This window comes from Winogradskyella poriferorum (assembly GCF_036553625.1).
GTDB lineage: Bacteria > Bacteroidota > Bacteroidia > Flavobacteriales > Flavobacteriaceae > Winogradskyella > Winogradskyella poriferorum.
Genome location: NZ_JAZHOU010000002.1, coordinates 279,989 through 304,497, shown reverse-complemented (window position 1 = coordinate 304,497; position 24,509 = coordinate 279,989). Strand labels below are relative to the sequence as shown.

At 32.9% G+C, this 24,509-nt stretch carries 26 protein-coding genes and 1 riboswitch; of the genes, 13 read left to right on the top strand and 13 right to left on the bottom strand.

The genetic code is table 11. The annotated features are described in order from the left end of the window. Positions 1 to 109: 109 nt before the first annotated feature. Both V1468_RS07560 and V1468_RS07555 read right to left on the bottom strand, forming a co-directional pair. Entirely contained in the window at positions 110 to 991 is an 882-nt protein-coding gene (locus tag V1468_RS07560) for a S1 family peptidase (protein WP_331809633.1), read from the bottom strand. 145 nt (positions 992 to 1,136) lie between these two features. Further along, the gene (locus tag V1468_RS07555; RefSeq protein ID WP_331809632.1) at positions 1,137 to 1,772 is read right to left on the bottom strand and encodes a YiiX/YebB-like N1pC/P60 family cysteine hydrolase; all 636 of its coding nucleotides are present in this window, start codon (positions 1,770 to 1,772) and stop codon (positions 1,137 to 1,139) included. A gap of 131 nt (positions 1,773 to 1,903) precedes the next feature. Here V1468_RS07555 and V1468_RS07550 point away from each other — a divergent pair, with 131 nt between their 5' ends. Further along, a complete protein-coding gene (locus V1468_RS07550; RefSeq protein ID WP_331809631.1) occupies positions 1,904 to 2,272 on the top strand; it encodes a hypothetical protein in 369 nt (122 codons plus the stop codon). 7 nt (positions 2,273 to 2,279) lie between these two features. Here V1468_RS07550 and V1468_RS07545 read toward each other — a convergent pair whose 3' ends face one another. Together V1468_RS07545 and V1468_RS07540 are read right to left on the bottom strand one after the other, a co-directional pair. After that, complete coding sequence (locus V1468_RS07545; protein WP_331809630.1) at positions 2,280 to 2,480, bottom strand: helix-turn-helix transcriptional regulator; 201 nt, start codon at positions 2,478 to 2,480, stop codon at positions 2,280 to 2,282. Further along, positions 2,480 to 2,926 (bottom strand): hypothetical protein, encoded by a 447-nt coding sequence (locus V1468_RS07540; protein ID WP_331809629.1) that lies wholly within the window; start codon positions 2,924 to 2,926, stop codon positions 2,480 to 2,482. Before V1468_RS07540 ends, V1468_RS07545 begins: the two co-directional genes overlap by 1 nt. A gap of 190 nt (positions 2,927 to 3,116) precedes the next feature. Here V1468_RS07540 and V1468_RS07535 point away from each other — a divergent pair, with 190 nt between their 5' ends. Further along, entirely contained in the window at positions 3,117 to 3,590 is a 474-nt protein-coding gene (locus tag V1468_RS07535; RefSeq protein WP_331809628.1) for a hypothetical protein, read from the top strand. Positions 3,591 to 3,699: 109 nt separating this feature from the next. On the opposite strand, the gene V1468_RS07530 is transcribed toward V1468_RS07535, so the two are convergent. Together V1468_RS07530 and V1468_RS07525 are read right to left on the bottom strand one after the other, a co-directional pair. Next, positions 3,700 to 4,947 (bottom strand): glycosyltransferase, encoded by a 1,248-nt coding sequence (locus V1468_RS07530; RefSeq protein WP_331809627.1) that lies wholly within the window; start codon positions 4,945 to 4,947, stop codon positions 3,700 to 3,702. 44 nt (positions 4,948 to 4,991) lie between these two features. Further along, on the bottom strand, positions 4,992 to 5,465 hold the full coding sequence (locus V1468_RS07525; RefSeq protein WP_331809626.1) for a heme-binding domain-containing protein: 474 nt from the start codon (positions 5,463 to 5,465) through the stop codon (positions 4,992 to 4,994). Between the two features lie 39 nt (positions 5,466 to 5,504). Here V1468_RS07525 and V1468_RS07520 point away from each other — a divergent pair, with 39 nt between their 5' ends. The 3 genes from V1468_RS07520 to V1468_RS07510 all read left to right on the top strand — a co-directional run bounded on the left by V1468_RS07520 (position 5,505) and on the right by V1468_RS07510 (position 7,840). After that, entirely contained in the window at positions 5,505 to 6,068 is a 564-nt protein-coding gene (locus V1468_RS07520) for an adenylosuccinate lyase (protein WP_331809625.1), read from the top strand. A 204-nt stretch (positions 6,069 to 6,272) separates the two neighbouring features. Next, positions 6,273 to 7,616 (top strand): adenylosuccinate lyase, encoded by a 1,344-nt coding sequence (gene purB, locus V1468_RS07515; RefSeq protein WP_331809624.1) that lies wholly within the window; start codon positions 6,273 to 6,275, stop codon positions 7,614 to 7,616. Further along, positions 7,613 to 7,840, top strand: coding sequence for a hypothetical protein (locus V1468_RS07510; protein ID WP_331809623.1), 228 nt, complete (start codon positions 7,613 to 7,615; stop codon positions 7,838 to 7,840). The genes purB and V1468_RS07510 overlap by 4 nt, the downstream gene beginning before the upstream one ends. A 29-nt stretch (positions 7,841 to 7,869) precedes the next feature. On the opposite strand, the gene V1468_RS07505 is transcribed toward V1468_RS07510, so the two are convergent. Genes V1468_RS07505 through V1468_RS07490 form a run of 4 tightly spaced genes read right to left on the bottom strand, consistent with a single transcriptional unit; the run spans position 7,870 to position 10,012 of the window. Continuing rightward, entirely contained in the window at positions 7,870 to 8,415 is a 546-nt protein-coding gene (locus tag V1468_RS07505; protein ID WP_331809622.1) for a DUF4252 domain-containing protein, read from the bottom strand. Positions 8,416 to 8,420: 5 nt separating this feature from the next. After that, positions 8,421 to 8,996, bottom strand: a complete 576-nt coding sequence (locus V1468_RS07500) for a DUF4252 domain-containing protein (protein WP_331809621.1) — start codon at positions 8,994 to 8,996, stop codon at positions 8,421 to 8,423. A 25-nt stretch (positions 8,997 to 9,021) separates the two neighbouring features. Beyond that, positions 9,022 to 9,516 carry a hypothetical protein gene (locus tag V1468_RS07495; protein WP_331809620.1) on the bottom strand — a complete coding sequence of 165 codons (495 nt, stop codon included), beginning with the start codon at positions 9,514 to 9,516 and terminating at the stop codon, positions 9,022 to 9,024. Next, on the bottom strand, positions 9,503 to 10,012 hold the full coding sequence (locus tag V1468_RS07490) for an RNA polymerase sigma factor (protein WP_331809619.1): 510 nt from the start codon (positions 10,010 to 10,012) through the stop codon (positions 9,503 to 9,505). The genes V1468_RS07495 and V1468_RS07490 overlap by 14 nt, the downstream gene beginning before the upstream one ends. 156 nt (positions 10,013 to 10,168) lie before the next feature. Between V1468_RS07490 and V1468_RS07485 the strand changes: the two genes are divergently transcribed. Next, positions 10,169 to 11,590 (top strand): S41 family peptidase, encoded by a 1,422-nt coding sequence (locus V1468_RS07485; protein ID WP_331809618.1) that lies wholly within the window; start codon positions 10,169 to 10,171, stop codon positions 11,588 to 11,590. Between the two features lie 41 nt (positions 11,591 to 11,631). On the opposite strand, the gene V1468_RS07480 is transcribed toward V1468_RS07485, so the two are convergent. Further along, positions 11,632 to 13,563, bottom strand: coding sequence for a TonB-dependent receptor plug domain-containing protein (locus V1468_RS07480; RefSeq protein ID WP_331809617.1), 1,932 nt, complete (start codon positions 13,561 to 13,563; stop codon positions 11,632 to 11,634). Between the two features lie 101 nt (positions 13,564 to 13,664). Further along, positions 13,665 to 13,859: riboswitch (cobalamin riboswitch) on the bottom strand. A gap of 159 nt (positions 13,860 to 14,018) precedes the next feature. Between V1468_RS07480 and V1468_RS07475 the strand changes: the two genes are divergently transcribed. From V1468_RS07475 to V1468_RS07445, 7 genes are all read left to right on the top strand, one after another. Next, positions 14,019 to 15,200 (top strand): ABC transporter substrate-binding protein, encoded by a 1,182-nt coding sequence (locus tag V1468_RS07475; RefSeq protein ID WP_331809616.1) that lies wholly within the window; start codon positions 14,019 to 14,021, stop codon positions 15,198 to 15,200. Next, positions 15,201 to 16,229 (top strand): FecCD family ABC transporter permease, encoded by a 1,029-nt coding sequence (locus tag V1468_RS07470; RefSeq protein ID WP_331809615.1) that lies wholly within the window; start codon positions 15,201 to 15,203, stop codon positions 16,227 to 16,229. A 95-nt stretch (positions 16,230 to 16,324) separates the two neighbouring features. Further along, entirely contained in the window at positions 16,325 to 17,119 is a 795-nt protein-coding gene (locus tag V1468_RS07465) for an ABC transporter ATP-binding protein (RefSeq protein WP_331809614.1), read from the top strand. Between the two features lie 73 nt (positions 17,120 to 17,192). Next, on the top strand, positions 17,193 to 18,581 hold the full coding sequence (gene rmuC, locus V1468_RS07460; protein WP_331809613.1) for a DNA recombination protein RmuC: 1,389 nt from the start codon (positions 17,193 to 17,195) through the stop codon (positions 18,579 to 18,581). Between the two features lie 101 nt (positions 18,582 to 18,682). After that, positions 18,683 to 19,294 carry a SatD family protein gene (locus V1468_RS07455; protein WP_331809612.1) on the top strand — a complete coding sequence of 204 codons (612 nt, stop codon included), beginning with the start codon at positions 18,683 to 18,685 and terminating at the stop codon, positions 19,292 to 19,294. Further along, positions 19,291 to 20,007 (top strand): DUF3307 domain-containing protein, encoded by a 717-nt coding sequence (locus tag V1468_RS07450; RefSeq protein ID WP_331809611.1) that lies wholly within the window; start codon positions 19,291 to 19,293, stop codon positions 20,005 to 20,007. The genes V1468_RS07455 and V1468_RS07450 overlap by 4 nt, the downstream gene beginning before the upstream one ends. After that, on the top strand, positions 20,000 to 20,545 hold the full coding sequence (locus tag V1468_RS07445; protein WP_331809610.1) for an acyl-CoA thioesterase: 546 nt from the start codon (positions 20,000 to 20,002) through the stop codon (positions 20,543 to 20,545). Before V1468_RS07450 ends, V1468_RS07445 begins: the two co-directional genes overlap by 8 nt. A 64-nt stretch (positions 20,546 to 20,609) precedes the next feature. Here V1468_RS07445 and V1468_RS07440 read toward each other — a convergent pair whose 3' ends face one another. Both V1468_RS07440 and carB read right to left on the bottom strand, forming a co-directional pair. Then, entirely contained in the window at positions 20,610 to 21,479 is an 870-nt protein-coding gene (locus tag V1468_RS07440; protein ID WP_331809609.1) for a T9SS type A sorting domain-containing protein, read from the bottom strand. 101 nt (positions 21,480 to 21,580) lie between these two features. Next, positions 21,581 to 24,433, bottom strand: coding sequence for a carbamoyl-phosphate synthase large subunit (carB, locus tag V1468_RS07435; protein ID WP_331809608.1), 2,853 nt, complete (start codon positions 24,431 to 24,433; stop codon positions 21,581 to 21,583). Positions 24,434 to 24,509 lie beyond the last annotated feature (76 nt).

Genomic DNA, 24,509 nt, shown 5'->3' with positions numbered 1-24,509 from the left:
GTTTATATGCGTTAATTTTCGATTTGACACAGACTTTAGCAATTCCGAGTGGATTCGGACGGAGTCGAATCCGCCGTAATTGCGGTTATACATTGTTACCCACAGTTTTTTAAAATCCTCGTTGTTTTTTAAGTTCTGTTCCAAGTAATATTTCTTCTAAAAAATATGAAGGAACTACAGCAGCGATTCCCAAGTTCCTATCAGATACTGGAATTCTCTGAGTTTCTATAATTTTAATAGGTGATTTTTCTCCAAAATAGCCTTTCATAATTCCAGCTAATTTTAATTCGGGATTTCCTACAATTATACTTCCATTACCTCGGTCAGCTCCTAGGTAGAAAAACACAGGTGAACCACTATTTCCCCCATAACTTGATGTTTCCATTAAATATAAATTTGTCATCTCATTATCCCACGGTATTTTTTCTTCTGTTATCAAAGCAACTCTTCCAAATCTTACAATTGGATATATTCTTTTATCTCCAATGAATGGTGTGAACATACCTGTAAAGAAAACATCAGTTCCTTCTCTTATATTTAGGTCATTAAAATTTTCTCTATTAGTTAAAAAGGTATGTGGCAGAGATAAATAATCAAACTTTGCTGGGTCAGGTGCGATTGGTATTACGGCAATATCTACTGTTTTGTCTTTATGAGTAAATATATTTTTATTCGCTCCTTTGGAATGTAGTTTAATCATACCGTATTCAGATAATGAATCTTTTAGATTTAATCTAACTAATATAGTATCTCTAAAAATGGTATCTCTTTTTATGACGTGTTTAGCAGTCACAAAATATAAAGAAGATTTTAACTGTCCATTTATTGAATCCGAAACACTAACAAAAAAACCTGTCCCTTGTGGTTTTACCTTGCCAAAATTGTCTTTAGCATAGATAAATCCAACAGTTTTTTTAATTTCAGTCGGAATAGCTTGTGAATAGAGAAGACTTGATAAGCTAAAAAGTAATAATGTAGTTAGAGTTTTCATGTAATTCAAATTGTGGGTAACGTTAAGATATAGTTCCGTTTTAATACTGAAATAAATTCAGCACAGGTGAACTATATCGATTGATAAGCGAAGTTCGCATTTTTAAATCAACAAGTCAATACGTAACCTTACGTAGTTTTAAACATTATTGTAAACGTTTTACAAAAACTAAAGTTTTAGATGCTGCCATACCATTTGGGTTACAACCCAATTTGCCTTCTGGTATTTCTATCCCTAACTCTTTGTAATGTGTTACCCAACCGTTGTGAAAGGTATTGGTGTCAGCATTTTTAAAGGTCATAGGTTCTAGGGTAAACACATGGTCTTCTTTAAACAATTCGTAGATATACTCTGAGCAGTAATAGCCTTTGTCTTCTAATATATAAGTAAAGTTATAAGGCTCACCAAGTAATGTTTTGGCTTTAGAAATGGCATTTTCTATTTGTGGTTTGGTACTATTCTTAATTCGGTATGCATCTGCACTATAGGTTGATGTATCGTCTGGTTTTAAAAACAATTCTAGCGGCTCCTTTACTACTCCTTTACCCAAATCTGAGTGGTAGACAAAAACGGTATCATTTTCTACACTGCAAATGCCCATATGTGTATAGTTTGTCGCTTTTTCGGTTTGTGTTACCTCGTTAATGGCTTCGGATAAATCACTTTGCGATACACCTCTAAAAACGATATCTCCAGATTTTATAGTGGTTGCTGTTGTGCAAGACATTATTAGAACTAAAACGATGAGTAATGCTGCTTTTGATAATTTGCTATTCTTCAAACCTTTGGTTTTTTTACGTGTATAACGCAACGAAATTAGAGCTTTTATCGTAGAAATGTAAGTCCTACCGAGAATTTTAAGCAATCCATAGCTTAAACGGCTATTTTACGCTCAACCAATCTATTATACCTATGAAAACTATAGTTTTATGCGTTATGTTGTTCTGTTTTAGTGTCAGTTCTGCACAGATTACCTTAGAAGATGACGGCTTACACTTTGCAGTTGGTGCTGCGATCTCTAGCGCTACTTACACTTATATATATTCTAAATCCAAAAATAAGCGCAAAGCCTTTTGGTATAGCTTTGGTCTGTCTTCTTTAGCTGGTTTTGCAAAAGAGTTCTATGATGGCAATATAATTTCAGGAAAGTTTGACAACAGTGAGATGATCTCAACCATGTTAGGCGGTCTTTCTGCGAGTTATACCTTTAATATTTTTACTGGTAAGCGCAAAAAGAAAAAACAAGAAGAAGAGATAGCTTCAATCTATACCACTGACTAAGTTTTTTTTAATCGCCATCGCTTAGCTTAAAAAAATCGTTCACAGGTTTATTAAACACCTCTGATAATTTTAAAGCCAATACTGTAGATGGCACATAGCGATTAGCTTCAATAGAGTTTATGGTTTGGCGAGAGACACCTATTTTTTCTGCTAAATCTCCTTGTGTTAGATTAAGAATTGCTCGTTCTACCTTTATTGTGTTTTCCATTATCTGTAGCGTTTTAGAGTATAATAAAAACCTAGTTGTACCAAGAACATAAAACTCAATAACTGAAAATCACCAAGCTGCTTATAGGCTTGGGCTTCTTCTCTAACTATATTAGAAACACCAAACTCTACATAAGGCATTATAATAGCATATATAGTACCTAAAATAAAGGCAATGGCGTATGATTGTGCTCTTAAAGCAATAGTCATTTCATCTTCCTCTGCATCTCTTGCTAAGGAAATACACAATAGACCAATAATAAAAATCGTACGTCCTACACCTCTAATGATTTCTGCATGCTCAGGAAACTGCTTTCTTACAAAAAACAGTACAAAAGCGACAACTAATAATACCACACCTACCCATTTAAATGATGCTGAAAATCTAAAATCTAATAATTTCTGTATGCGTTGACGCTCACACTCAACAAAACTTCTTTTATCCATAATTGACAAATATATTTTATAATTAGTAAAATTATTTTTACTATATGACAAATATACTTTACATAATAGTTTTATACAAGTGTTTTAAAAGAAACTTGATATTGTTATTTTTTTCGACGAACTTCGTTATCGTTTGGGATATAAATGATTGAAGTGGATTTATATCCCAAACATTACCATAAATTTGATAATGACGAACATATTAAAATATTTAGGACTGATTTTAATTTTATTTATAATCGGATTTTTAATTAGAAAACACTTTGTTGAGATTTCCTTTTCACAACTCAAAAATGATAACGTTCAGATTGTTAACCGAACTATAAACAGGCATTTCTATTCTGATATCATATTCGCCTTGTCTATAGGAATTATCCCATTATTATATCTGATTATAAAAAAAATAACTAAACTAAGTTTTATAATGCAAGGTTTAATTTCTTGTGGAATGATAGTTCTTAGTGGAATTTTACTTTGGCAATACAGAATATTTCAACTAAACCTTAAATTTCAAAAACTATCTGAATTTAAACTGGGAAATGGAATTCAAAGTCAAATGTATTCTGATAATCTGAATTTTGAATTATACCTATTTATTGGTTTTTTATTTGGAACAGTATTAAGTATTTTGATTTTTAAAAACATATCTAAAAAAGTTGAATAAAAACGTATAGTAATAACGGCTATAACCCATTGCTTCTACTCTCCTATTCCTAAAATTAGTTTAACTTTAAACGGCTATGATTTCTAAGGTCGAGACCGATAAAGAAAAATCACCTATTCTTCTCCTCAATCCATTTACTCAAATACTTAGTACTTTGCAAAGTCTGATGTTGTAGTATATGACCAATAAAATTGTTTTGACGATGGCTTTTTAAACCTTTACTAAGGTTTTCCATTTTTTGTGCAAACTCATCTTTAAAGTTAGCCTTATCAAAACGCAGATTTAAGACTTCAAAACCGTTGTGTTGTTTGGCTTTCCAGGTGTCTCCATTATTATAAAGCTCTACTGCTTTTAGTGCAAAAACTTCTGGATGGTTTTCTACAAAACCGTTCACTTCGACTTCGTTCAGTGACTTCAAACCACCAAACATACCTTCGGCAGCAATGGTAGACATAACACAAGGTGTACCATTTTGCATAGCATCTACGAGTTTGCCTTTTAGTCCTGCACCAAAGCGTAATGGTGCCAAGCAAACTTTTGCTTGTTGCATTACATCGTTTACATCTTCTGCAAACCCTTTAATTAAAAAACCGTCTTTTTTGTTATGGAGTTGTGTTACTTTTTGAGATTCATAAGCACCATAAATATGTAGTTCTGCTTTAGAAAGTTGTTTGCGTATTAAAGGCCAAATAACTTGTTTTAGATACAATACAGCATCATAGTTTGGTGGATGTAAAAAATTACCAATAGTTATAAAGTGTTGACGCTCTTCAAAAGAGGGTAAATTGCTTATCTTTTCTTCTTCTATTGAATCTAATAAGAAGGGCAAATAATAAAGTAAGCTTTGGTCTATTTCAAATTGTTGGGTTAAAATATCTATCTCTGCTTCAGAGATTATTAAACTTAAATCGCAACGGTAAATACTGGCAATTTCGCGTTTGGTGGTATCGTTTTGTAAGTGTTCAATTGTTACCTCAACGCCTGATTTTAAAGCTTGTTCCCTAGCCTTTCGCAAACCATGAAAATCTTCAGTATCTAAAATTCGTAAAGCATTTGGGCACTGTTCTGCAACACGCCATCCATATTGCTCTTCCACCATAAAACGATCAAAAAGCACAACGTCTGGCTGTAGGTTACTTACAAACTCATCAAAAGACGCGTCATTCAACAGAATGGTTTGTATCTTAACGCCTAGTTGAGATACATCATAAGTATTAGTTGAAGTTTTGGCAGCACATGCAAAAGTAATTTCAAAATTCTGATATAGAAATTGTTCTATGAGTTGCAACATTCTACTACCAGCAGCAGAACTTTTAGGTTCTGGCCAAACAAAACCTATGATTAGCAAATTTTTCATAATGCAAAAATACTATTTACAATCTACTAACCATTCACCAGAAACTATTGTGGTTCTTTAGAAAAGATATAGATAACTCTGGCCATTGTTATCCATTTTTCAACAGCTTCAATCTGCTCCTTAGAAAGTTTAGCTTCGCTATGAGCCCAAGTATAGCTAGGTAAAGGCATATGACCTTCTTTTACTTCTTCTGCAATTTCTTCTAACTTATGATCTTTTTTCTTATCTGAATAATCATTCCATCTAGACATGTTAAAATCACGTTTTCCATGTTCTATATGGTCTGCCATCCAATAATTTATTGGTGTAATTTTACTGTACCAAGGGTAACGCGTATGGTCGCTATGACAGTCGAAACACGAATTTTTAAAAATAGCCAATACATCTTGAGGTGGATTTGTGTCTGTTAAAAATGGTTTAACTGAAGTGATATCGCCATCATTTTTTTCTGGTCCAAAAAATTGAGCAATTATAAAGATTACTAAAATTAGTAATAAGAGTTTTTTAAGGATTTTCATTTTTGATTAATTTAGAAGTCGAAATTTAAAAAAAATAAATTGACAAAGGCACAACTCTACGAAGAATTAAATTACGTTAACCACTCTCGTGAGAAGCGATTGCATTATGCAAATTTGGTATTAAATCAACCTGAATTAGTAAAACCACTTCTGCAAATTTTGTTTGATGTAGATGATAAAATTTCATGTAGAGCAGCATGGGTCTTTGAGTTTATGTGTGGTGAAAATCTTGAAGCTATAATTCCGCATTTAGACACCTTTACACAAAACATTTCAAAAGTACACTTAGATCCTGCTGTACGGCCAATGGCAAAAATCTGTGAATATCTAACAACTGCTTACTACGGAAAATCTGATACCAAAATAAAGCATCATCTTAGCGAAAGTCATAAAGAGAAAATTATCGAAGCCTGTTTCGACTGGATGATTAATGACGAAAAAATTGCACCAAAAGCCTATTCTATGAATTCACTTTATTTATTTGGCACTGAATATGATTGGATTCACCCTGAATTGGCAATCATTCTAGAACGCGATTTTCAGATGCAAAGTTCAGGTTTTAAAGCCAGAGCAAGGCATATTTTGAAAAAAATTAATAAATAAGTGTATAGTGTATAGTGTATAGTGTATAGTGTATAGTGTATAGTGAAAATTGAAAAACCACACGCTTTATACTAATTTCATTGCACATATTACTTTACAGTTTTTACTATTTATTGATTACTTTGTACTTTGAACTTTTTACTACTTACTTTACACTTTTCAACTTACTTCCTTATATTTGATGCTTCTTAAAAATCAACTTAAATGGCACTTACAGCACTTAGCGCAATTTCACCAATAGATGGTAGATACAGATCTAAAGTAGACGCTTTAGGTAATTATTTTTCTGAAGAGGCTTTAATAAAATATCGCGTTCTTGTAGAGATTGAATACTTTATTGCACTTTGCGAATTACCATTACCTCAGTTAGAATCAGTTTCCACAAGTGTTTTTGAGGACTTAAGAGGCATTTACAAAAACTTTACTGCTGTTGATGCCGCTGCCATTAAAGAAATTGAAAAAGTAACCAACCACGATGTTAAAGCGGTTGAATATTTTATAAAAGAAAAGTTTGATGCTTTAGATTTATCTGACCATAAGGAATTTATTCATTTTGGGTTGACGTCTCAAGACATTAACAACACAGCTATTCCGCTAAGCATTAAGGAAGCTATGAACGATGTTTATGTTCCGGAATACAATACACTTCTTAACAAAATTGAAGAATTAGCTGAAGAGTGGAAAGCTGTACCAATGCTAGCAAGAACACATGGACAGCCTGCTTCTCCTACTCGATTAGGCAAAGAAATTGATGTTTTTGTAGTACGATTAAAAGAACAATTCAATCTTTTAAATGATGTGCCGAGTGCTGCTAAGTTTGGTGGTGCTACAGGTAACTTTAATGCACACAAAGTAGCTTATCCTAATATTGACTGGAAAGCTTTTGGAGCATCATTTGTACAAGAAAAACTAGGCTTACAACACTCGTTTCCAACTACACAAATAGAGCACTACGACCACATGGCTGCGTTGTTTGATGCTTTAAAACGCATCAATACAATAATCATAGATTTAGATAGAGATATCTGGACATACGTATCTATGGATTACTTTAAACAAAAAATTAAAAAAGGTGAAGTTGGTAGTTCTGCTATGCCACACAAGGTAAACCCAATAGATTTTGAAAACAGTGAAGGTAACTTAGGTATTGCTAATGCCATTTTTGAACACCTTGCTGCTAAATTACCAATCTCTAGATTACAGCGCGATCTTACAGACAGCACAGTGTTAAGAAATGTTGGTGTCCCTTTCGGACATACAATTATTGGTTTTAAGTCTACATTAAAAGGATTAGGAAAATTACTTCTTAATGCTTCTAAATTTGAACAAGACTTAGAAAACAATTGGGCTGTTGTTGCAGAGGCAATACAAACTATATTGCGTCGTGAAGGCTATCCTAATCCGTATGAAGCTTTAAAAGGCTTAACAAGAACCAACGAAGCGATTACTAAAACATCCATTTCAGAATTTATTGATACATTAGAGGTTTCAAATGCGATAAAATCTGAATTAAAAGCAATATCACCAAGCAATTATACTGGTATATGAAACTCTTTCCTATAAACAAAAATTCTTTAGCTCTGATTTTTGTAACCATAGTTGCTCTTGGTTTTTTTGTTGCTGGAATGTTTGAGGTTCTGGATTATTTTATCATTAAAGTTTTACTGTTTACACTTTTTAGTGGCTTGTTAATTTTTGCGTTTTGGTTCGGGTTTATAAATGATACAAAAAAAAATCGTCCTGAAGACGAAGCCCAAGACGATTCTAATTAACATTTTAAATAAATATATTGTCAGTTTATTTATTTAATAAAGTCTGCTATACTTTTTAGGTTTGCATTTTCAAAATCCATATCCTTTAATACCGATTGTAGCGACATAATTTTTCCTGCATTCATATCGTCTCCAAGTACTCTGGCAACTATAAAACCTTTGTCGTCAGAGTTACCAAAAAGGATGAGTTCATCAACGTTATCTACCTCTCCTATAAACATCACTTTAAAACGACCATCTACACTATTGCCACCTCGCATTAACTCCTCGTATTTCGGGTTTTTAAGAATGGTTTTGATATTTTCAAGTTCTAGCTCGTACTCTGCTTTGTTGTTATTATCTATTCTGTAAGCTAGTATGTTTAGTTTATCTATAGATTTATAAGCCTCTTCTTGTTCTTTTGTTAGCTTGACTTCTTCTATATTTAGCAACCCAATAGGTGCATCTACAGATAAGAAACCTGGCTTAATTTGATTATCTACATAATAAGTCTGCAAGGTTGGCCCTTGGTTGCAACTTGTGTAAGCCACAACCAAAAGCAACATTACTGCTAATTTTTTGATTGATTGTATCATAACTATTAGTCGTTATTGTTTTTATCAGCCTTTTTTAACTGATCTCCACCAGGAATATCCATTTGACTTGTAATTTTAGACACTTGTCTTAGGTCTATATCTCCTGTTAAACTCAACAAAACCGTTTCTATCTCACGTTTTTTACCATTAATTTCTATGTCTTGCCCTTCTGTAATTTCTTTTAAACCAGAAACAAACATTAGTAGTTCTTTTACGTGATTTTCGTCTTTGCCTTCTTTAACATAAAACTTAACGGTTTGGTCTCCGTCTTTAATACGCATTAATTCTTCAAGAGCAGAAGATTTAAGGTATTTATTTACTGTAGCTTTCATATCTGCAGATACTTTTTCGTCACCTGTAGTAAATACTTTTAGTCCTGTAATCTTTTTTACCATTTCCATAAATTCTTTTGCTTCCGGATCGTCTACATCCAAATCTATAGTGGCTAACATTCTAAAAGCTTTTTGAGTAACAACTATTGATGTTACTTCTTTCATGTCTTCATACTTATCAAAGATGCTCTGCGCACCTGATAACATTGGTGCTAAAATTAGCGCGATTATTACAATTACTTTTTTCATAATTCTTTAATTTTTGTGTGTGTTTTTACTTGTTTTTAAATATTCTATTTGTTGCTTTTGAAAACTCGCTTAGCCTGCTCGCTTCTTCTAAACCTTGATTAAGATTATCAGAAACTAAGCTTAATGAATTTAGTTGTTCTTTACCTTCGTTCATTCCTATTGAAACTAAACTGAGCGCTTCCATGGTTTTATTATAAGTTTCCATTGCTAATTCTTTTTTTCTTATCTCTTCTTGAGAAGGACCAAGAACCTGTGGAATAATAAGACCTAACATAAGAACCGTAACTGCTGCGACAGAAATCCATTGATACATTTTTGTTCTCTTAGGTTTTAATGGAACGTCTTTGGTGTACTGCTCTTGCTGTGCCTGAGAAAAGTATACAAACATAGGTTTGTAATGTTCTAAATGCGGTGCAACATCACTACCTGTAAAGTAATCTCTTAGCTGAGTTTCTTCAGCCAGTGTTGTCTCTGCATTGTTATACTTTTCTATTAACTTTTCTATATTATTTAATACCATGTCTATGTGTATTAGTTAATTTTTCTCTTATTGTTTTTCTTGCTCTAGATAGATTAACACGCACAGCGGTTTCATTCATATCTAGCATTTTTGCTATCTCTGCAAAATCGTACTGCTCAATATCTCTTAGCTGTACAATTATTTTTTGTTGCTCTGGTAAATCTTCCATAATTCGAGATACCCAGTTTACACTATCTTTAGCTTCTACCTGCTTTTGCAATGACGAATTGTTGTCTGTATAATTACTATGAACAATTTTTAAATTTTGTGCTTGTTTAGATTTTAGTCTATCCAAACAAAAATTTTTTGTCATCGTCATAGAGAAGGCTTCAACATTTTTATAGTCTTCTATCTTCTCTTTATTTTTCCATAATTTCAATAGTATTTCTTGCGTAGCATCTTCAGCTTCTTCTCGCGAAACCAATAAGCGTTTGGCTAAACGAAATACTTTATCCTTAAATGGCATTACCAAGCTTACAAAATCTGTCTGCTTCATTACTTTTTTGATTGGTGGTTGAAATCAATTTTACTTGCTTTCATAATTACGACGATACACTTTACATTTTGTTACAAAGTTTTTTTATTTATAATAATGTAAGTAAATTTAGAGTTTTACAGACATAAGTAAAAAAGCTATCTAAAAAGAAAAGTGATGAAAAATTTAAAATTATTGGCACTCTTATTGGCCATTACTACAACCTTTACCAGTTGTTTTGAAGATTTAGACGATAATGTTATTACCTCCTCAGACATTAAAGACTTTGTTTGGAAAGGCATGAATGCTGTCTACCTCTATAAATCTGAAATTCCTGATTTAGCTGATGACAGATTTAATACTAACGAAGACTACTCTAGCTATTTAGCAGATTTTGAATCTCCCGAAGCTTTATTTGAATCTTTATTACATCAGCCCGAAACTATTGATAGATTTAGTATTATAACAGATAACTACATTAATTTACAAAACCAGCTACAAGGTATAAGTTTAAGTAATGGGTTAGAATTCAATTTATATTTTGTTCCAGGAAGCACCACAGATGTTTTTGGTGCTATTACATTGGTTTTAAATGATAGTCCAGCAGATGATTTAGGCTTACAGCGCGATATGATTTTTACAGCTGTTGATGGTATTAATCTAACAGAATCTAATTTTGGGCAACTCTTATCGCAAGAAACTTACACATTAAATTTTGCAGATTACAACAACAATGGTACACCAGATGTTGCAGACGACACTCTGACATTAAATGGTGAAAGCGAAACTTTAACTAAAGTTCAATATGTAGAAAACCCGATACATATTGCCAAAACCATTACTCTTGAAGACAACACAAAAGTTGGATATTTAATGTATAATCAGTTTAATTCTAACTTTAACAATGCTCTAAACGGTGTTTTTGCCGATTTCGCTTCAGATGGAGTTACTGAATTGGTATTGGACCTAAGATATAATGGTGGTGGATCTGTACAGACTGCGGCATATTTGGGAAGTATGATTACTGGCCAGTTTACAGGACAAGTATATTCTAAAGCATTTTATAACGAAAACTTATCTAGTAACAATAGAGATTACCTTTTTACAAATTCTATAGAAGGTGGTAGCGCGATAAATAGTTTAAATCTCAGCAAGGTTTATATTTTAACATCTAACAGAAGAACCGCCTCTGCTAGTGAGTTAGTAATAAACAGTCTGAGTGCATATATAGATGTTGTGGTTATAGGTGAAAATACGGTGGGAAAAACACAAATATCTATTACAATATATGATTCACCTAATCTTGGCTATGAAGGTAGAAACTCAGGTCATTTTTACGCCATGCAACCTTTAGTTGCTAATTCAGTTAATGTGAATGATGAGTTGGTGCCTTCAGACGGATTAACTCCAGATATCGAATTAAGAGAATACCCAAGTACGCTTGGTGTTTTGGGCGAAATAAACGAACCTTTATTACAAGCTGCACTCTTGGACATCTCTAATTCTGGCAGATTTAATTACGATGTAGTTCCTGGTCCTAAATTAATTAAAACGAAACGATTCTTCCAATCGTTAGAACAAGAAATGTATATAGAATAAACTAATAAAAAAAGCCGCTTAATTAAGCGGCTTTTTTGTTTCTATAATTTTAAATTAAATCCAAGGTTAACACCTCTGCCTCTTGTACTAAACCCAAAGAGTTCTTGGTAATCTTCATTAAGAATATTAGTAACGTTAGCAAAAAGTAACAGTTTGTCTTCTAATATAGAATGACTTACATAAAAATCTAATAGTCCATAAGATTCTAATGTTACAATTTCATTTTCAAATGTTGAGCTGTTATAAAAAGTATCCTCACGTTCGTCATTATATTGGTAAGATAAACTCATCTGAGTTTGTTTTGAAAACGCATAATCGATTCTAGCATTCGCCTTTATTTCTGGTATTCTTAAGCTTAAATCTTCGTCTACAGATGTGTAAGTGGCATTGAGATTAACATCTAATCCCTCAACAATTTTAGCCTGAGTCACAAACTCTAAACCACTTGCTGTAAAGGATTCCGACACATTTTGATATTGATAAACAAAACTACCTGTATCTACAAAATCTATGAAATTGTCTTCATTTCTATTAAAATATACAAGGCTAAATGTTGCCTTATCTTTTATAGACACTTCTGCTCCAACTTCAATGGTTTGATTTTCTTCTGGCTTTAAATCAGCATTACCATAACTTGGCTCAAACAACTGATATAAAGACGGAGTTATAAATGCCGTGCTATAACTTGCTAAACCTTTAATATATCCAAAATCTACATCGAACTTATAAGAAGGATTAAGGTTATACACCAAATGGCTGCCATACTCACTATGGTTGTTTAATCTTAAACCTGCATTAACGTTGAGACCAAAATCTGAAACATAAACCACATTTGCATAAGGGTCTGTGATTGTAAATTGTGCATTATCAGGATTTATAGCTTGGCTAAAATTGGTTTCTCCAAAAGGAATTGTAAAACTTTCCATCTGGTTATCCTGATAATTTAAACCCAGTACTGTGTAAAATTTATCATTAAAATTATAGCGATTGTATGCATCTAAAACAATACTCTGTGCATTAAACATTGAAGGAAAACCAGATTCAATTTCGCGTTCTACATCATTATAAGCAGCATTTACAATAATGCTTCCTTTGTTGTATTTGATTTCTGGCGACAATCCTAATCGATATTGTTTAGATAACGAAACATTATCTGCATCTGTCATACTAAAACTGTCATCAAAATCTGCTTTGTAGTTATCAAAACTTCCGTAGGCATTAAGCTTAAAAGTATTATTAAACTTATAGCCAAGTTTTAAATTACCATTGTAACTATTAAAAGCATCGGACTCTGTTCCGCCATCAATAGCAGACAAGCCATCTGTATATTGTTGTCCAAAACTTACTAAATAATTAAAATTACCTAAGCTTCCGTTTACCGAAACACTGTTTCTAAAATCTTCTAATGCATAATTATTTTCATCTGAAGACTGATTGGTACCAAGTGTACTTCTTAAATTTAGATTAATAGCTTTTTTAGAAGCCTCTTTTAATTTAATATTGATAACAGCAGTTGCTGCACCTGTGCCATAAAGCGTACTAGAAGCCCCTTTTAAAATTTCAATAGATTCAATTTGATCAGCATTAAAAAAACGTAAATCATAATCATTTGCAATCTGAGATGGATCTGTAACCTGTACTCCATCAATCATAATTAAAACCTGACGATTTCTACCTCCTCGAATAAAATAACTAAGATTCTGACCTGCATTACTGCGAACTCCGTTAATTTCTACACCAACAGTTCTACCAATAATTTCTGCAACTGATTGCCCTTGTAGTTTTTCTAATTTCTGGGAAGTGATTTTTGTGATGACTTTACCAGAATTTTCACGTTTTAACGCAAAACGCGAGTCTGATAATACAACTTCATCTAGTTTTTCTACTTTAACCGAATCCTGCTTAATTTGTGCAGATCCAATTGTAAACATACCTAAACCTAGTATGCTACAAAACAATTTTGTTTTGTTCATTTAATACATTAATTGCTCGAGAGAACATACAGCGATACTGAAAAAGGCTATTATAAAGACCTAAACTCAATTACCGAGTAAACTTTTATCCCGAAAGTTTGACTTCTTTGTTGAAATTGGCAGGTCTCCTGACTTGCGTCTTGCTGTTGGTCTTCCCAGAAAAAAATTCCAGTGACATTGAAGGTAACAACAAGCTTTGTAGCTTACAGTTGCGGGAACAGTTTTGGATTTTCACCAAATTCCCTTTTAATTCATTCAATAAAAATTGAATAAAACCAGATTTCGTCGCAAAAATAGTGTAATCTTAAAAATTGAAAAGTTTATTTGTCTTTTTTCTTATTCATTTTATAAATAAGATAAATAAAACCCACTAAAAAATGTGCAATTATAATTCCTGCAACAATATATATGGTTAAATTTGAATCGTCTCTCATTATTGAAGTTTTCACAAAATTATGAAGAACCATAACTGCATAAAGTCACTTATGTTACATATAAAAACCTGTCTAATCCTTCTGTTATTTATTATCAGTTTTTCCTGTAAAGACAATACTTCAAAAGAGGAATTACCTAACCCAGAGATTAAAGCCTCAAAACTTAAATATGCTAAAGGCTTTATGTTTGAGGACTATTCTAACTATAAAGTATTAACCATAAAAAATCCTTGGCCAGAAGCTAAAAAAACATATAAATATCTTATTGCCTCTAAAGAACAGCTAGCAGTAATGACGTATCCAAGCGATGCTTACGATGGTGTTATCACTAATACTATTGAAAAGCTTGTCGTAACCTCAACAACTCACATACCAGCATTAGAATTACTTGGTGTAGAACAAACTTTAGTAGGATTTCCAGGTGTGGATTATATATCGTCTGAAAAAACCAGAAAACGTATTGACGATGGACTGGTTAGAGAACTTGGTAAAAACGAAGGAATAAATACAGAAGTGTTGTTAGAACTAAACCCAGACGTTGTTATCGGATTTGGTGTAGATGGTGTCAACAAAACTTTTGAAACGATTAAAAAATCAGGTATTTCTGTAATTTATAATGGTGATTGGGTAGAGTCTTCAGCTCTAGCGAAGGCGGAATGGATAAAGTTTTTTGGAGTGTTGTTCAATAAAGAGAAAGAAGCAGATTCTATTTTTAATACCATTGAAAGTGACTATTTAGAGGCTAAAAAAATAGCTGCTAATGCAAAAAAACAACCAACTGTTTTAAGTGGTGCTATGCATAGAGACGTGTGGTATTTACCAAATGGCTCTAGTCCAGAAGCACAATTTTTAAAAGATGCTAATGTAAATTACCTATGGAGTGACACCTCTGGAAATGGAAGTTTAGCACTTAGCTTTGAAGTCGTTTTAGAAAAAGCCCAACATGCAGACATTTGGTTAAGTCCATCCTACTATTCCAGCTACAAACAACTTGAAGAAGTTAGTGAGCTATATACCAACTTTGATGCCTTTAATAATAAGTCAATTTATTCGTTTGTTAACACTACTGGTGCAACAGGTGGCGTTTTATATTATGAATTGGGTACAGCAAGACCAGATTTGGTATTAAAAGACCTTATTAAAATATGTCATCCAGATCTTTTAGAACACTATACACCTCATTTCTTTAAACCTCTTAACTAATTGCATAATTCCCAAACATATCAATTTCAGTATGCACTACTAGTAGTAATACTAATTGCCTGCTTTTTTATTAATATTAGTTTAGGTTCTGTAAACATCCCTTTAAAGAGCATAATCGCCAGCCTATTTGGCAATATTGATAACACAACATGGGACGTTATAATTACTAATTACAGATTGCCTAAAGCTGTAACATCAATTTTAGTTGGCTCTGGACTTGGAATTTCTGGATTATTAATGCAAACCTTATTTAGAAATCCATTAGCAGGTCCATTTGTTCTAGGTATTACATCTGGCGCTAGTTTAGGTGTAGCATTAATAATTTTAGGGTCTGGTTTATTTGGTGGATTCTTCGCGACAGCATTAATCTCTAAATGGAGTATTGTCATTGCAGCCAGTCTTGGTAGTTTCTTGGTATTATTAGCAGTTTTAGCTGTATCGCATAAAGTTAGAGATACCATGGCCATACTTATTATAGGTTTAATGTTTGGAAGCATTACTGCTGCTGTAGTAAGTGTGTTATCCTATTTTAGTTCTGCAGAACAATTACAGCAATATGTTTTTTGGGGTTTTGGTAGCTTAAGCAATTTATCTTGGAAAGAACTCAGTATTTTCTTCTTAATATATCTTGTTGGTATGATTTTGAGTATTATGTCAATAAAGTCGTTGAATAGCTTATTACTGGGTGAAAATTATGCCAAAAGTTTAGGTATTAACCTAAAACAAAGTCGGTTTATAATTTTACTAGCCACAAGTTTAATTGCAGGAACCATTACAGCTTTTGCAGGTCCAATTGCGTTTATTGGCTTGGCCATTCCGCATTTAACACGTCAAATTTTTAAAACCTCTAATCATAAAATTCTATTACCAGCAGTATTTTTGTTTGGTGCTATTACCATGCTTATTTGCGATAGTATAGCACAGGTTCCTGGTAGTGATTACACCTTACCTATTAATGCCATAACCGCTTTGGTTGGTGCACCTGTTGTGATTTGGCTATTGGTTAGACAACGAAAAATGATGTTTTAAATGAAAATGAAAAACCTAACTTGTCATTCCGCACTTGATGCGGAATCTAATGAGATCCTGAATCAAGTTCAGGATGACAGAATTGCTTTTATATATTGAATACTAAAAAACCAAATACCATCCTAAAAGCCAAAAACCTCTCCATTGGTTACAAGACCAAAAAGGGAGAGGCAGTCATTTCTCAAAACATCAATTTTGAATTGGAGAAAGGACAACTTATTGGTTTGGTTGGTGCAAATGGTATTGGTAAATCAACACTTTTAAGAACGCTAATTAAAGTTCAACCTGCGCTATCTGGAACAGTTCTTTTAAATGATACAGATTTAAAATCGATATCGTCTTTAGACTTAGCTAAACAACTAAGTATTGTTTTAACCGAAGCATTAACTTCAAAAAACCTCTCTGTGTACGAACTCATTGCATTGGGAAGACATCCTTACACCAATTGGGTAGGTAGTTTAACCTCAAAAGATATTGAGATTGTTAAAAATGCTTTTAATCTGGTTAATATTTCAGAACTTAGAAACAAAAAATGCTACGAGCTGAGTGACGGTCAGTTGCAAAAAGTAATGATAGCACGTGCCTTAGCACAAGACACAGATATTATTGTTTTAGATGAACCTACTACGCATTTAGACATGTATCATAAAGCGTATATTTTAAAATTGCTTCAGAAATTAACAAAAGAAACAGGTAAAACTATTCTGTTTTCGTCTCACGAAATTGACTTAGCCATTCAACTTTGTGACACTATGATTGTAATGCGAAATGAAAATGTTGTTTATGATCAACCATGCAATCTTATTTCTCAAGGTGTTTTTGAATCCCTTTTTCCTGATGATTTAATTTCTTTTGATAATACCTCTGGAAGTTTTAGAGTAAAGAAATAACTGTTCTTCTTGAAGCATCGTACTTCCAACTTCACACTAAAAATGTATCTTTGATGAAATTCTTTTTCACCTTATGACCGACACACTTATTTTATTTATCGCTATCATTTTTTCTGCTGTAGCTGGCGCTTTTTTGGGTTTAAAATTTTCTCAACTTAAAAGTAAAAGCAGTACAAGCATGTTAGAAGAACGTAACGCTAATCTTAACAAACAACTCGAAGAATTAAAACAAAATTTTGACAAAGAAAATGAAAAGCAGAATGTACTTTTTAATCAGCAATTACAAGATTTAAAAGCTACCATTTCTAAAATTGAAACGGAGCGTGAAGACATCAGAAGAGAAAAAGAGTTATTAAATGCTGAATTATCTCGAAAAAACACCGAGTACGAGAATCTTCAGGAACAGAACTTAAAACGAGACGAAGAACTTGCCAAGCAACAAGAACAACTTAGAAAAGACTTTGAATTGATGGCCTCTAAAATTCTAGATGAAAAGTCTGAGAAATTCACTATTCAGAATAAAGAGAACATTAAAAATATTCTTAATCCATTAGAAGAAAAGATAAAAACCTTTGAAAAGAAAGTCGAGGATTCTCAAAAGGAAAGCATAAGTATGCATTCGGCTTTAAAAGAGCAATTATTAGGGCTTAAAGATCTCAACCAACAAATGGCAAAAGAAGCAACCAACCTAACCAAAGCTTTAAAAGGAGATAGCAAAACACAAGGTAATTGGGGAGAGTTAGTTCTTGAACGTGTTTTAGAAAAATCTGGTTTAGAAAAAGACCGTGAATATTTTGTACAACAAAACTTTCAGCGCGAAGATGGTTCTCGTGTTATGCCAGATGTGGTATTACACCTTCCTGATAACAAAAAGATGATTATAGATTCTAAAGTATCTCTAACCGATTATGAGCGTTTGGTAAATGCCGAAGATGACGAACGTGCACTATATTTAAAAGCACATGTTAATTCTATTAAAAAACACGTAGATCAGTTGTCGGCTAAAAACTATCAGGATTTATATGATATTGAGTCGCCTGATTTTGTTTTAATGTTTATCCCAATAGAACCTGCTTTTGCAGTTGCCATTAATGAAGACAACACACTCTACAACAAAGCATTTGAGCAGAATATTGTTATTGTTACACCTTCTACACTTTTGGCTACATTACGAACCATTGATACCATGTGGAACAACGAAAAGCAACAACAAAATGCTATGGAAATTGCCAAGCAAGCTGGTGCACTTTATGATAAGTTTGAAGGTTTAGTGTCTGACTTAACTGGTGTTGGTAAAAAGATTGATGCTGCTAAAAGCGACTACTCTGCTGCAATGAATAAATTGGTTGAAGGTAAAGGCAACCTTATTTCTAGAGTAGAAAAAATTAAGAAAATGGGTGCCAAAGCCAAAAAAGCATTACCAGAAAGCATTATAAAGCGAGCCTCAGAAGACGACATCTAGAATATTCCATTTTTAAGGAATAATTTAATATATTCCATTTTTAAGGAATATATTTGTTTATTCCTTTTTAAAGGCATATATTTGAGACAAATAATGATACTATGACTAGTGTTATAACTGGAGACATCATAAAATCTAGAAATATTAAGGACCAAAATATTTGGATGGAGCAATTGAAATATGCTCTTAATACACTATCATCTGATAAATCTTACTATGAAATTTATCGTGGTGACAGCTTTCAATATGAATGCAGAGATATTTATGATAGTTTTATAAATGCTGTATATCTAAAATCCTGTATTAAAACAATAAAAGGCTTAGATGTCAGGATGTCTATCGGCATTGGTAAGAAAGACTACAAAGGCAATACTGTAAGTGAATCTAATGGCGAGGCATTTGTACATTCGGGTGAAACTTTTGAAACCTTAAAAAAGGAAAAAATAAATCTAAAAATAAAGACTAGAGATTTTACCCTTAACGAAGAGTTGAACTTATATTTTAAACTTGCACTGATTGCCATGGATAATTGGACTACGAATTCGGCTGAAATTGTAAAGCTTAGCATAGAACATCCAACCATGATACAAACAGAATTGGCAAAGCTTATTGGTATTAGCCAAGATGCAGTAAGCAAGCGTCAAAAAAGAGCTTACTTAGATGAAATATTAGAGTTAGATAAACTGTACAGACAAAAAATAGATCAGATATGAATCTAATAATCTTAAAACTCATACTTGCCCATATTCTGGGAGATTTCTTTCTTCAGCCACAAAAGTGGGTTAAGGACAAAGAAAAAAAGAAACTAAAGTCAAAATGGTTATACATTCATATTGCCATTCATATAGCTTTGATGTTCCTTTTAGTTTGGGATTTTTCGTATTGGTTATTGATTCTATTAATTGGCACTTCACACTTTATTATAGATGCTCTTAAGCTTCTTCTGCAAAAGAAAAAAACAAAGCGATTTTATTTTTTTGCAGATCAAATACTACATATAGCAGCTATATTTCTTTTAGCCATAGCAATGTACTATGAGGATATTGCACCATCATTATCTATAAGCACTTCAGCATTACTATTAATAATTTGCTTGGTTTTCTTAACAACACCAACTTCAATAATAATGAGAACCATTTTTACAAAATGGGATATTTCAAAATATACTGAAGACAATGAATCTTTAAAAGATGCAGGAAAGTATATTGGTATTTTAGAACGTCTATTAGTATTTATATTCATAATTGTAGGACATTGGGAAGCTGTTGGCTTTTTAATAACAGCCAAATCCGTATTTAGGTTTGGTGATTTAACTTCAACCAAAGAACGAAAACTGACAGAGTATATATTAATTGGTACTTTGATTAGTTTTGGTATTGCCATAATAGTTAGTCTATTATTTTTAAATCTAAAATCTTATGTATAAAACAGTAGACGCCTCAAGAATAGAAATAACACAACTAATGTTACCATCTAACACAAATTTTGGTGGAAAAATTCATGGAGGATACATTCTAAATTTAATGGATCAAATTGCATTTGCATGCGCCTCTAAACACTCTGGAAGTTATTGTGTTACGGCATCTGTTGACACTGTAGATTTTATAAATCCTATTGAAGTTGGTGAATTGGTAACCATGAAAGCATCGGTGAATTATGTAGGTACATCATCTATGGTAGTTGGCATTAGAGTAGAGTCGGAAAACATACAGACCAGTGTAAAAAAGCATTGTAACTCCTCATATTTTACAATGGTGGCCAAAAACGAAAATGGTAAGCCTACAGAGGTTCCTGGTCTTATTATAAATGACAAAAATGAAGTAAAGCGATTTTTAAAAGCTATAAAACGCATGCATACTAAACATCAACGTAAAATAGAATTTGATAGTATTAACTTCTCATTAGAAAACTATCTTAAAGAATTGGAAGGGTATCGTGTACGAGTTGAACTTACTGAAAACTAAACACTTCTCTATAAAAAAAGTCATTCCGTTTCTGAAATGACTTTAGTTTAAAAAGTTTATAATATTATTGTTTTATAAATCTCTTGGTCTGAGTTGTTTTTCCATCAGAAACTTTAACCAGATATACACCACTTTTCCAGTTAGACACATTTACAGAAGATGACAACTGCGTAATTGTTCCTTTATGAACACGTTTACCCAAAACATCAAAAACTTCTAAATTCATTTCCTCACTGCCTGATGGCATTACAATATTTAACTTACTCTTTGCTGGATTTGGCGAAATAGAAAATTCTACATCTTGTTTTGTAAAGTCATTAACACTCAATGAACCTGATGCAGTAATATTATCTAAATGCATCTCTGCATCAATAGCCTCTCCAATCCAAGAAGGAACTGGGTTACTTAAAATTCTAAATTGTGTAACATTTGTAAGAGTAGCATTTATATCTGTACCAGCAGCACCTCCATCTATGCCATCCGAAACTGCTGTCCAGTCTGAAGGTGTAATTGGAAACTCTGCCAAAACCCATTCATCTGCAGGAGCAACGGTTACTGCATTAGTAGTAGAAAACTTTCCACCACTTCCATTTATTGAAAGTCTAACATTTATAGTATTGGTTAAAGCTCGTACATTTAAAGTAATACTTTGTACTCCTTCAGCTATGAAATTACCAGACCACTGGTTACCATTGTTTCTTATAATTAATTTCGATCCGCTTCCGGCACCATTTCCATTGGTGTAATCTCTTAAATAGTTATCTCCATCACCTCCTGGTCCATTATTAGATATATTCTCCGTACCTGTACCAGATGGATCAGACCAATTTTTTGTTGTACCATCTTCAAAATCGTCAACTTGATTTAGGACAACCTGAGCAGAAACAGTACTAAATATTAAAGATAAAGAAAATAGAAGTAAAGTTCTTTTCATGAATTATGTTTTAGCTAAGTTACAAATTTATTTAATACCTTTTATTTCTACCCAAAAATCAGACCAAAAAAAAGCCGCGATTAAATTCGCGGCTTTTTTTATTATCTACTCAAGTACATTTTTCGTCTTGAATATAAATCGTAGAATTCATCATCTTTAAGACTTTCTATAAATAAGATGCTTTCGCCTGTACTCTTCATTTCTGGTCCTAATTTCTTATTTACATTAGGGAATTTATTAAATGAAAATACTGGTTGTTTAATGGCATAGCCTTCCAGCTGTGGATTAAAGTCAAAATCCGTTACCTTCTTCTCACCTAGCATAACCTTAGTTGCATAATTTACATAAGGCTCTTTATAAGCCTTAGCTATAAATGGTACTGTACGAGATGCTCTTGGGTTTGCTTCAATTATGTAAACCGTATCATCTTTAATTGCAAACTGAATATTAATTAAACCAACAGTATTAAGCGCTAATGCAATTTTCTTAGTATGATCTTTTATTTGCTGCATTACAAATTCACCAAGATTAAATGGTGGTAAAGTTGCATTACTATCACCAGAGTGAATACCACAAGGCTCAATGTGTTCCATTATACCTATAATGTAAACATTTTCACCATCACAAATCGCATCAGCTTCCGCTTCAATTGCACCATCTAGATAGTGGTCTAAAAGCAATTTGTTTCCTGGTATAGATTTTAAAAGATCTATAACATGCTCTTCTAATTCTTGCTTGTTAATGACAATCTTCATGCCTTGTCCACCAAGTACATAAGAAGGTCTTACCAAAATTGGAAAGTCTAATACATCTGCAATTGCTAAAGCTTCATCTGCTGTTTCTGCTACATCAAATTTTGGATAAGGAATGTTGTTTTCTTTTAATAAAGTCGAAAAACTTCCTCTGTCTTCAGCTAAATCTAAAGACTGGAAACTTGTTCCCATAATCTTTACACCATAACGCTCTAGTTTTTCTGCAAGCTTTAAAGCAGTTTGTCCACCAAGCTGTACTATAACACCTTCTGGTTTTTCATGCTGAATGATATCGTAGATATGCTCCCAGAATACCGGTTCAAAATATAATTTGTCTGCAATATCAAAATCTGTAGAAACAGTTTCTGGGTTACAGTTTATCATGATGGTTTCGTAACCACATTCTGATGCTGCTAAAACACCATGCACACAACAATAATCGAACTCAATACCTTGACCAATACGGTTTGGGCCAGAGCCTAATACAATAATTTTCTTCTTATCTGTAACAACACTTTCGTTAGCTACAGAAACTTTTCCGTCTGCAGTTTCTACTTCACTCTCAAATGTAGAATAGTAATACGGTGTTTGTGCTTTAAACTCAGCAGCACATGTATCTACCAGTTTGTAAACACGGTTTATTTTAAGTTCTCTACGTTTGTTATAAACTTCACTTTCCAGACACTTAAGCATGTGTGCAATCTGACGGTCACCATACCCTTTTTGCTTCGCTTCAAGTAGCAACTCTCTATCTATAGTATCTATTGAGTACGTAGAAATTTCTTTTTCTAACTGGAATAACTCTTCGTATTGCTTTAAGAACCACATGTCTATTTTAGTGATTTCGTGAATACGACTTAATGGAATTCCCATTTGTATCGCATCATACAATACAAAGACACGATCCCAACTTGCATTGGTAAGCTTGTCTATAATTTGATCGTAGTTCTTATAACCTTTTCCATCTGCACCTAAACCATTACGCTTTATTTCTAACGATTGTGTAGCCTTATGCAATGCTTCTTGGAACGAACGTCCAATTCCCATCACCTCACCTACTGCTTTCATTTGAAGACCTAAAGTTCTGTCTGATCCTTCAAACTTATCAAAGTTCCAACGTGGTATTTTTACAATAACGTAATCTAATGTTGGTTCAAATAATGCAGATGTAGACTTAGTAATTTGATTACTTAACTCATCTAATGTATAACCTAAAGCTAACTTTGCTGCTATTTTTGCAATTGGATAACCTGTTGCCTTACTTGCTAACGCAGAAGAACGTGATACACGTGGATTAATCTCAATAGCAATAATTTCTTCTTCTTCATCTGGGCTAACTGCAAATTGCACGTTACAACCACCTGCAAAATCTCCAATACTACGCATCATATGAATTGCCATATCACGCATTTTCTGGAATGTCTTATCAGATAAAGTCATTGCTGGTGCTACTGTTATAGAGTCTCCTGTATGAATACCCATAGGATCCATATTCTCTATAGTACAAATAATAACAACGTTATCATTTTTATCTCTAAGAAGCTCTAACTCGTACTCTTTCCAGCCCATCATGGCTTTATCAATCATCACCTCATGTATTGGTGAAATTTCCAAACCTCTGGTTAAAGCCTCATCAAATTCTTTTTCGTCATATACGATTGATGCTCCTGCACCACCTAGTGTAAACGATGCTCTAATACATAATGGAAAACCATACTCTTGCGCTATTTCCTTTCCTTTAAGAAATGATGTTGCTGTTGCTTGTGGTGCCATACCAACACCAATTTCTAACATTAGCTCTCTAAATTTCTCTCTGTCTTCTGTAATGTTAATCGCATCAATGTTAACACCTATAATTTCTACTCCAAAATCTTCCCAAATTCCTTTTTCATCAGCTTCAATACATAGGTTTAAGGCTGTTTGTCCACCCATTGTTGGTAATACAGCATCAATTTGAGGGTGTTCTTTTAAAATCTTAACAATAGACTTGGTCGTTAATGGCAATAAATAAACGTGATCTGCCATAGCAGGATCTGTCATTATAGTTGCTGGATTAGAATTTATAAGAATTGTTTCTATTCCATCTTCTCTTAATGAACGTAAAGCCTGAGAACCAGAATAATCAAACTCACAAGCTTGACCAATGATTATTGGACCAGATCCAATTAATAGTATAGATTTAATGTTTTTGTTTTTAGGCATGGGATTGTCTTTTGGTTTGCAAAAATAAATATCGATTGGGTATAAAAAAAGGCGTTACACCTAAGTAACACCTTTA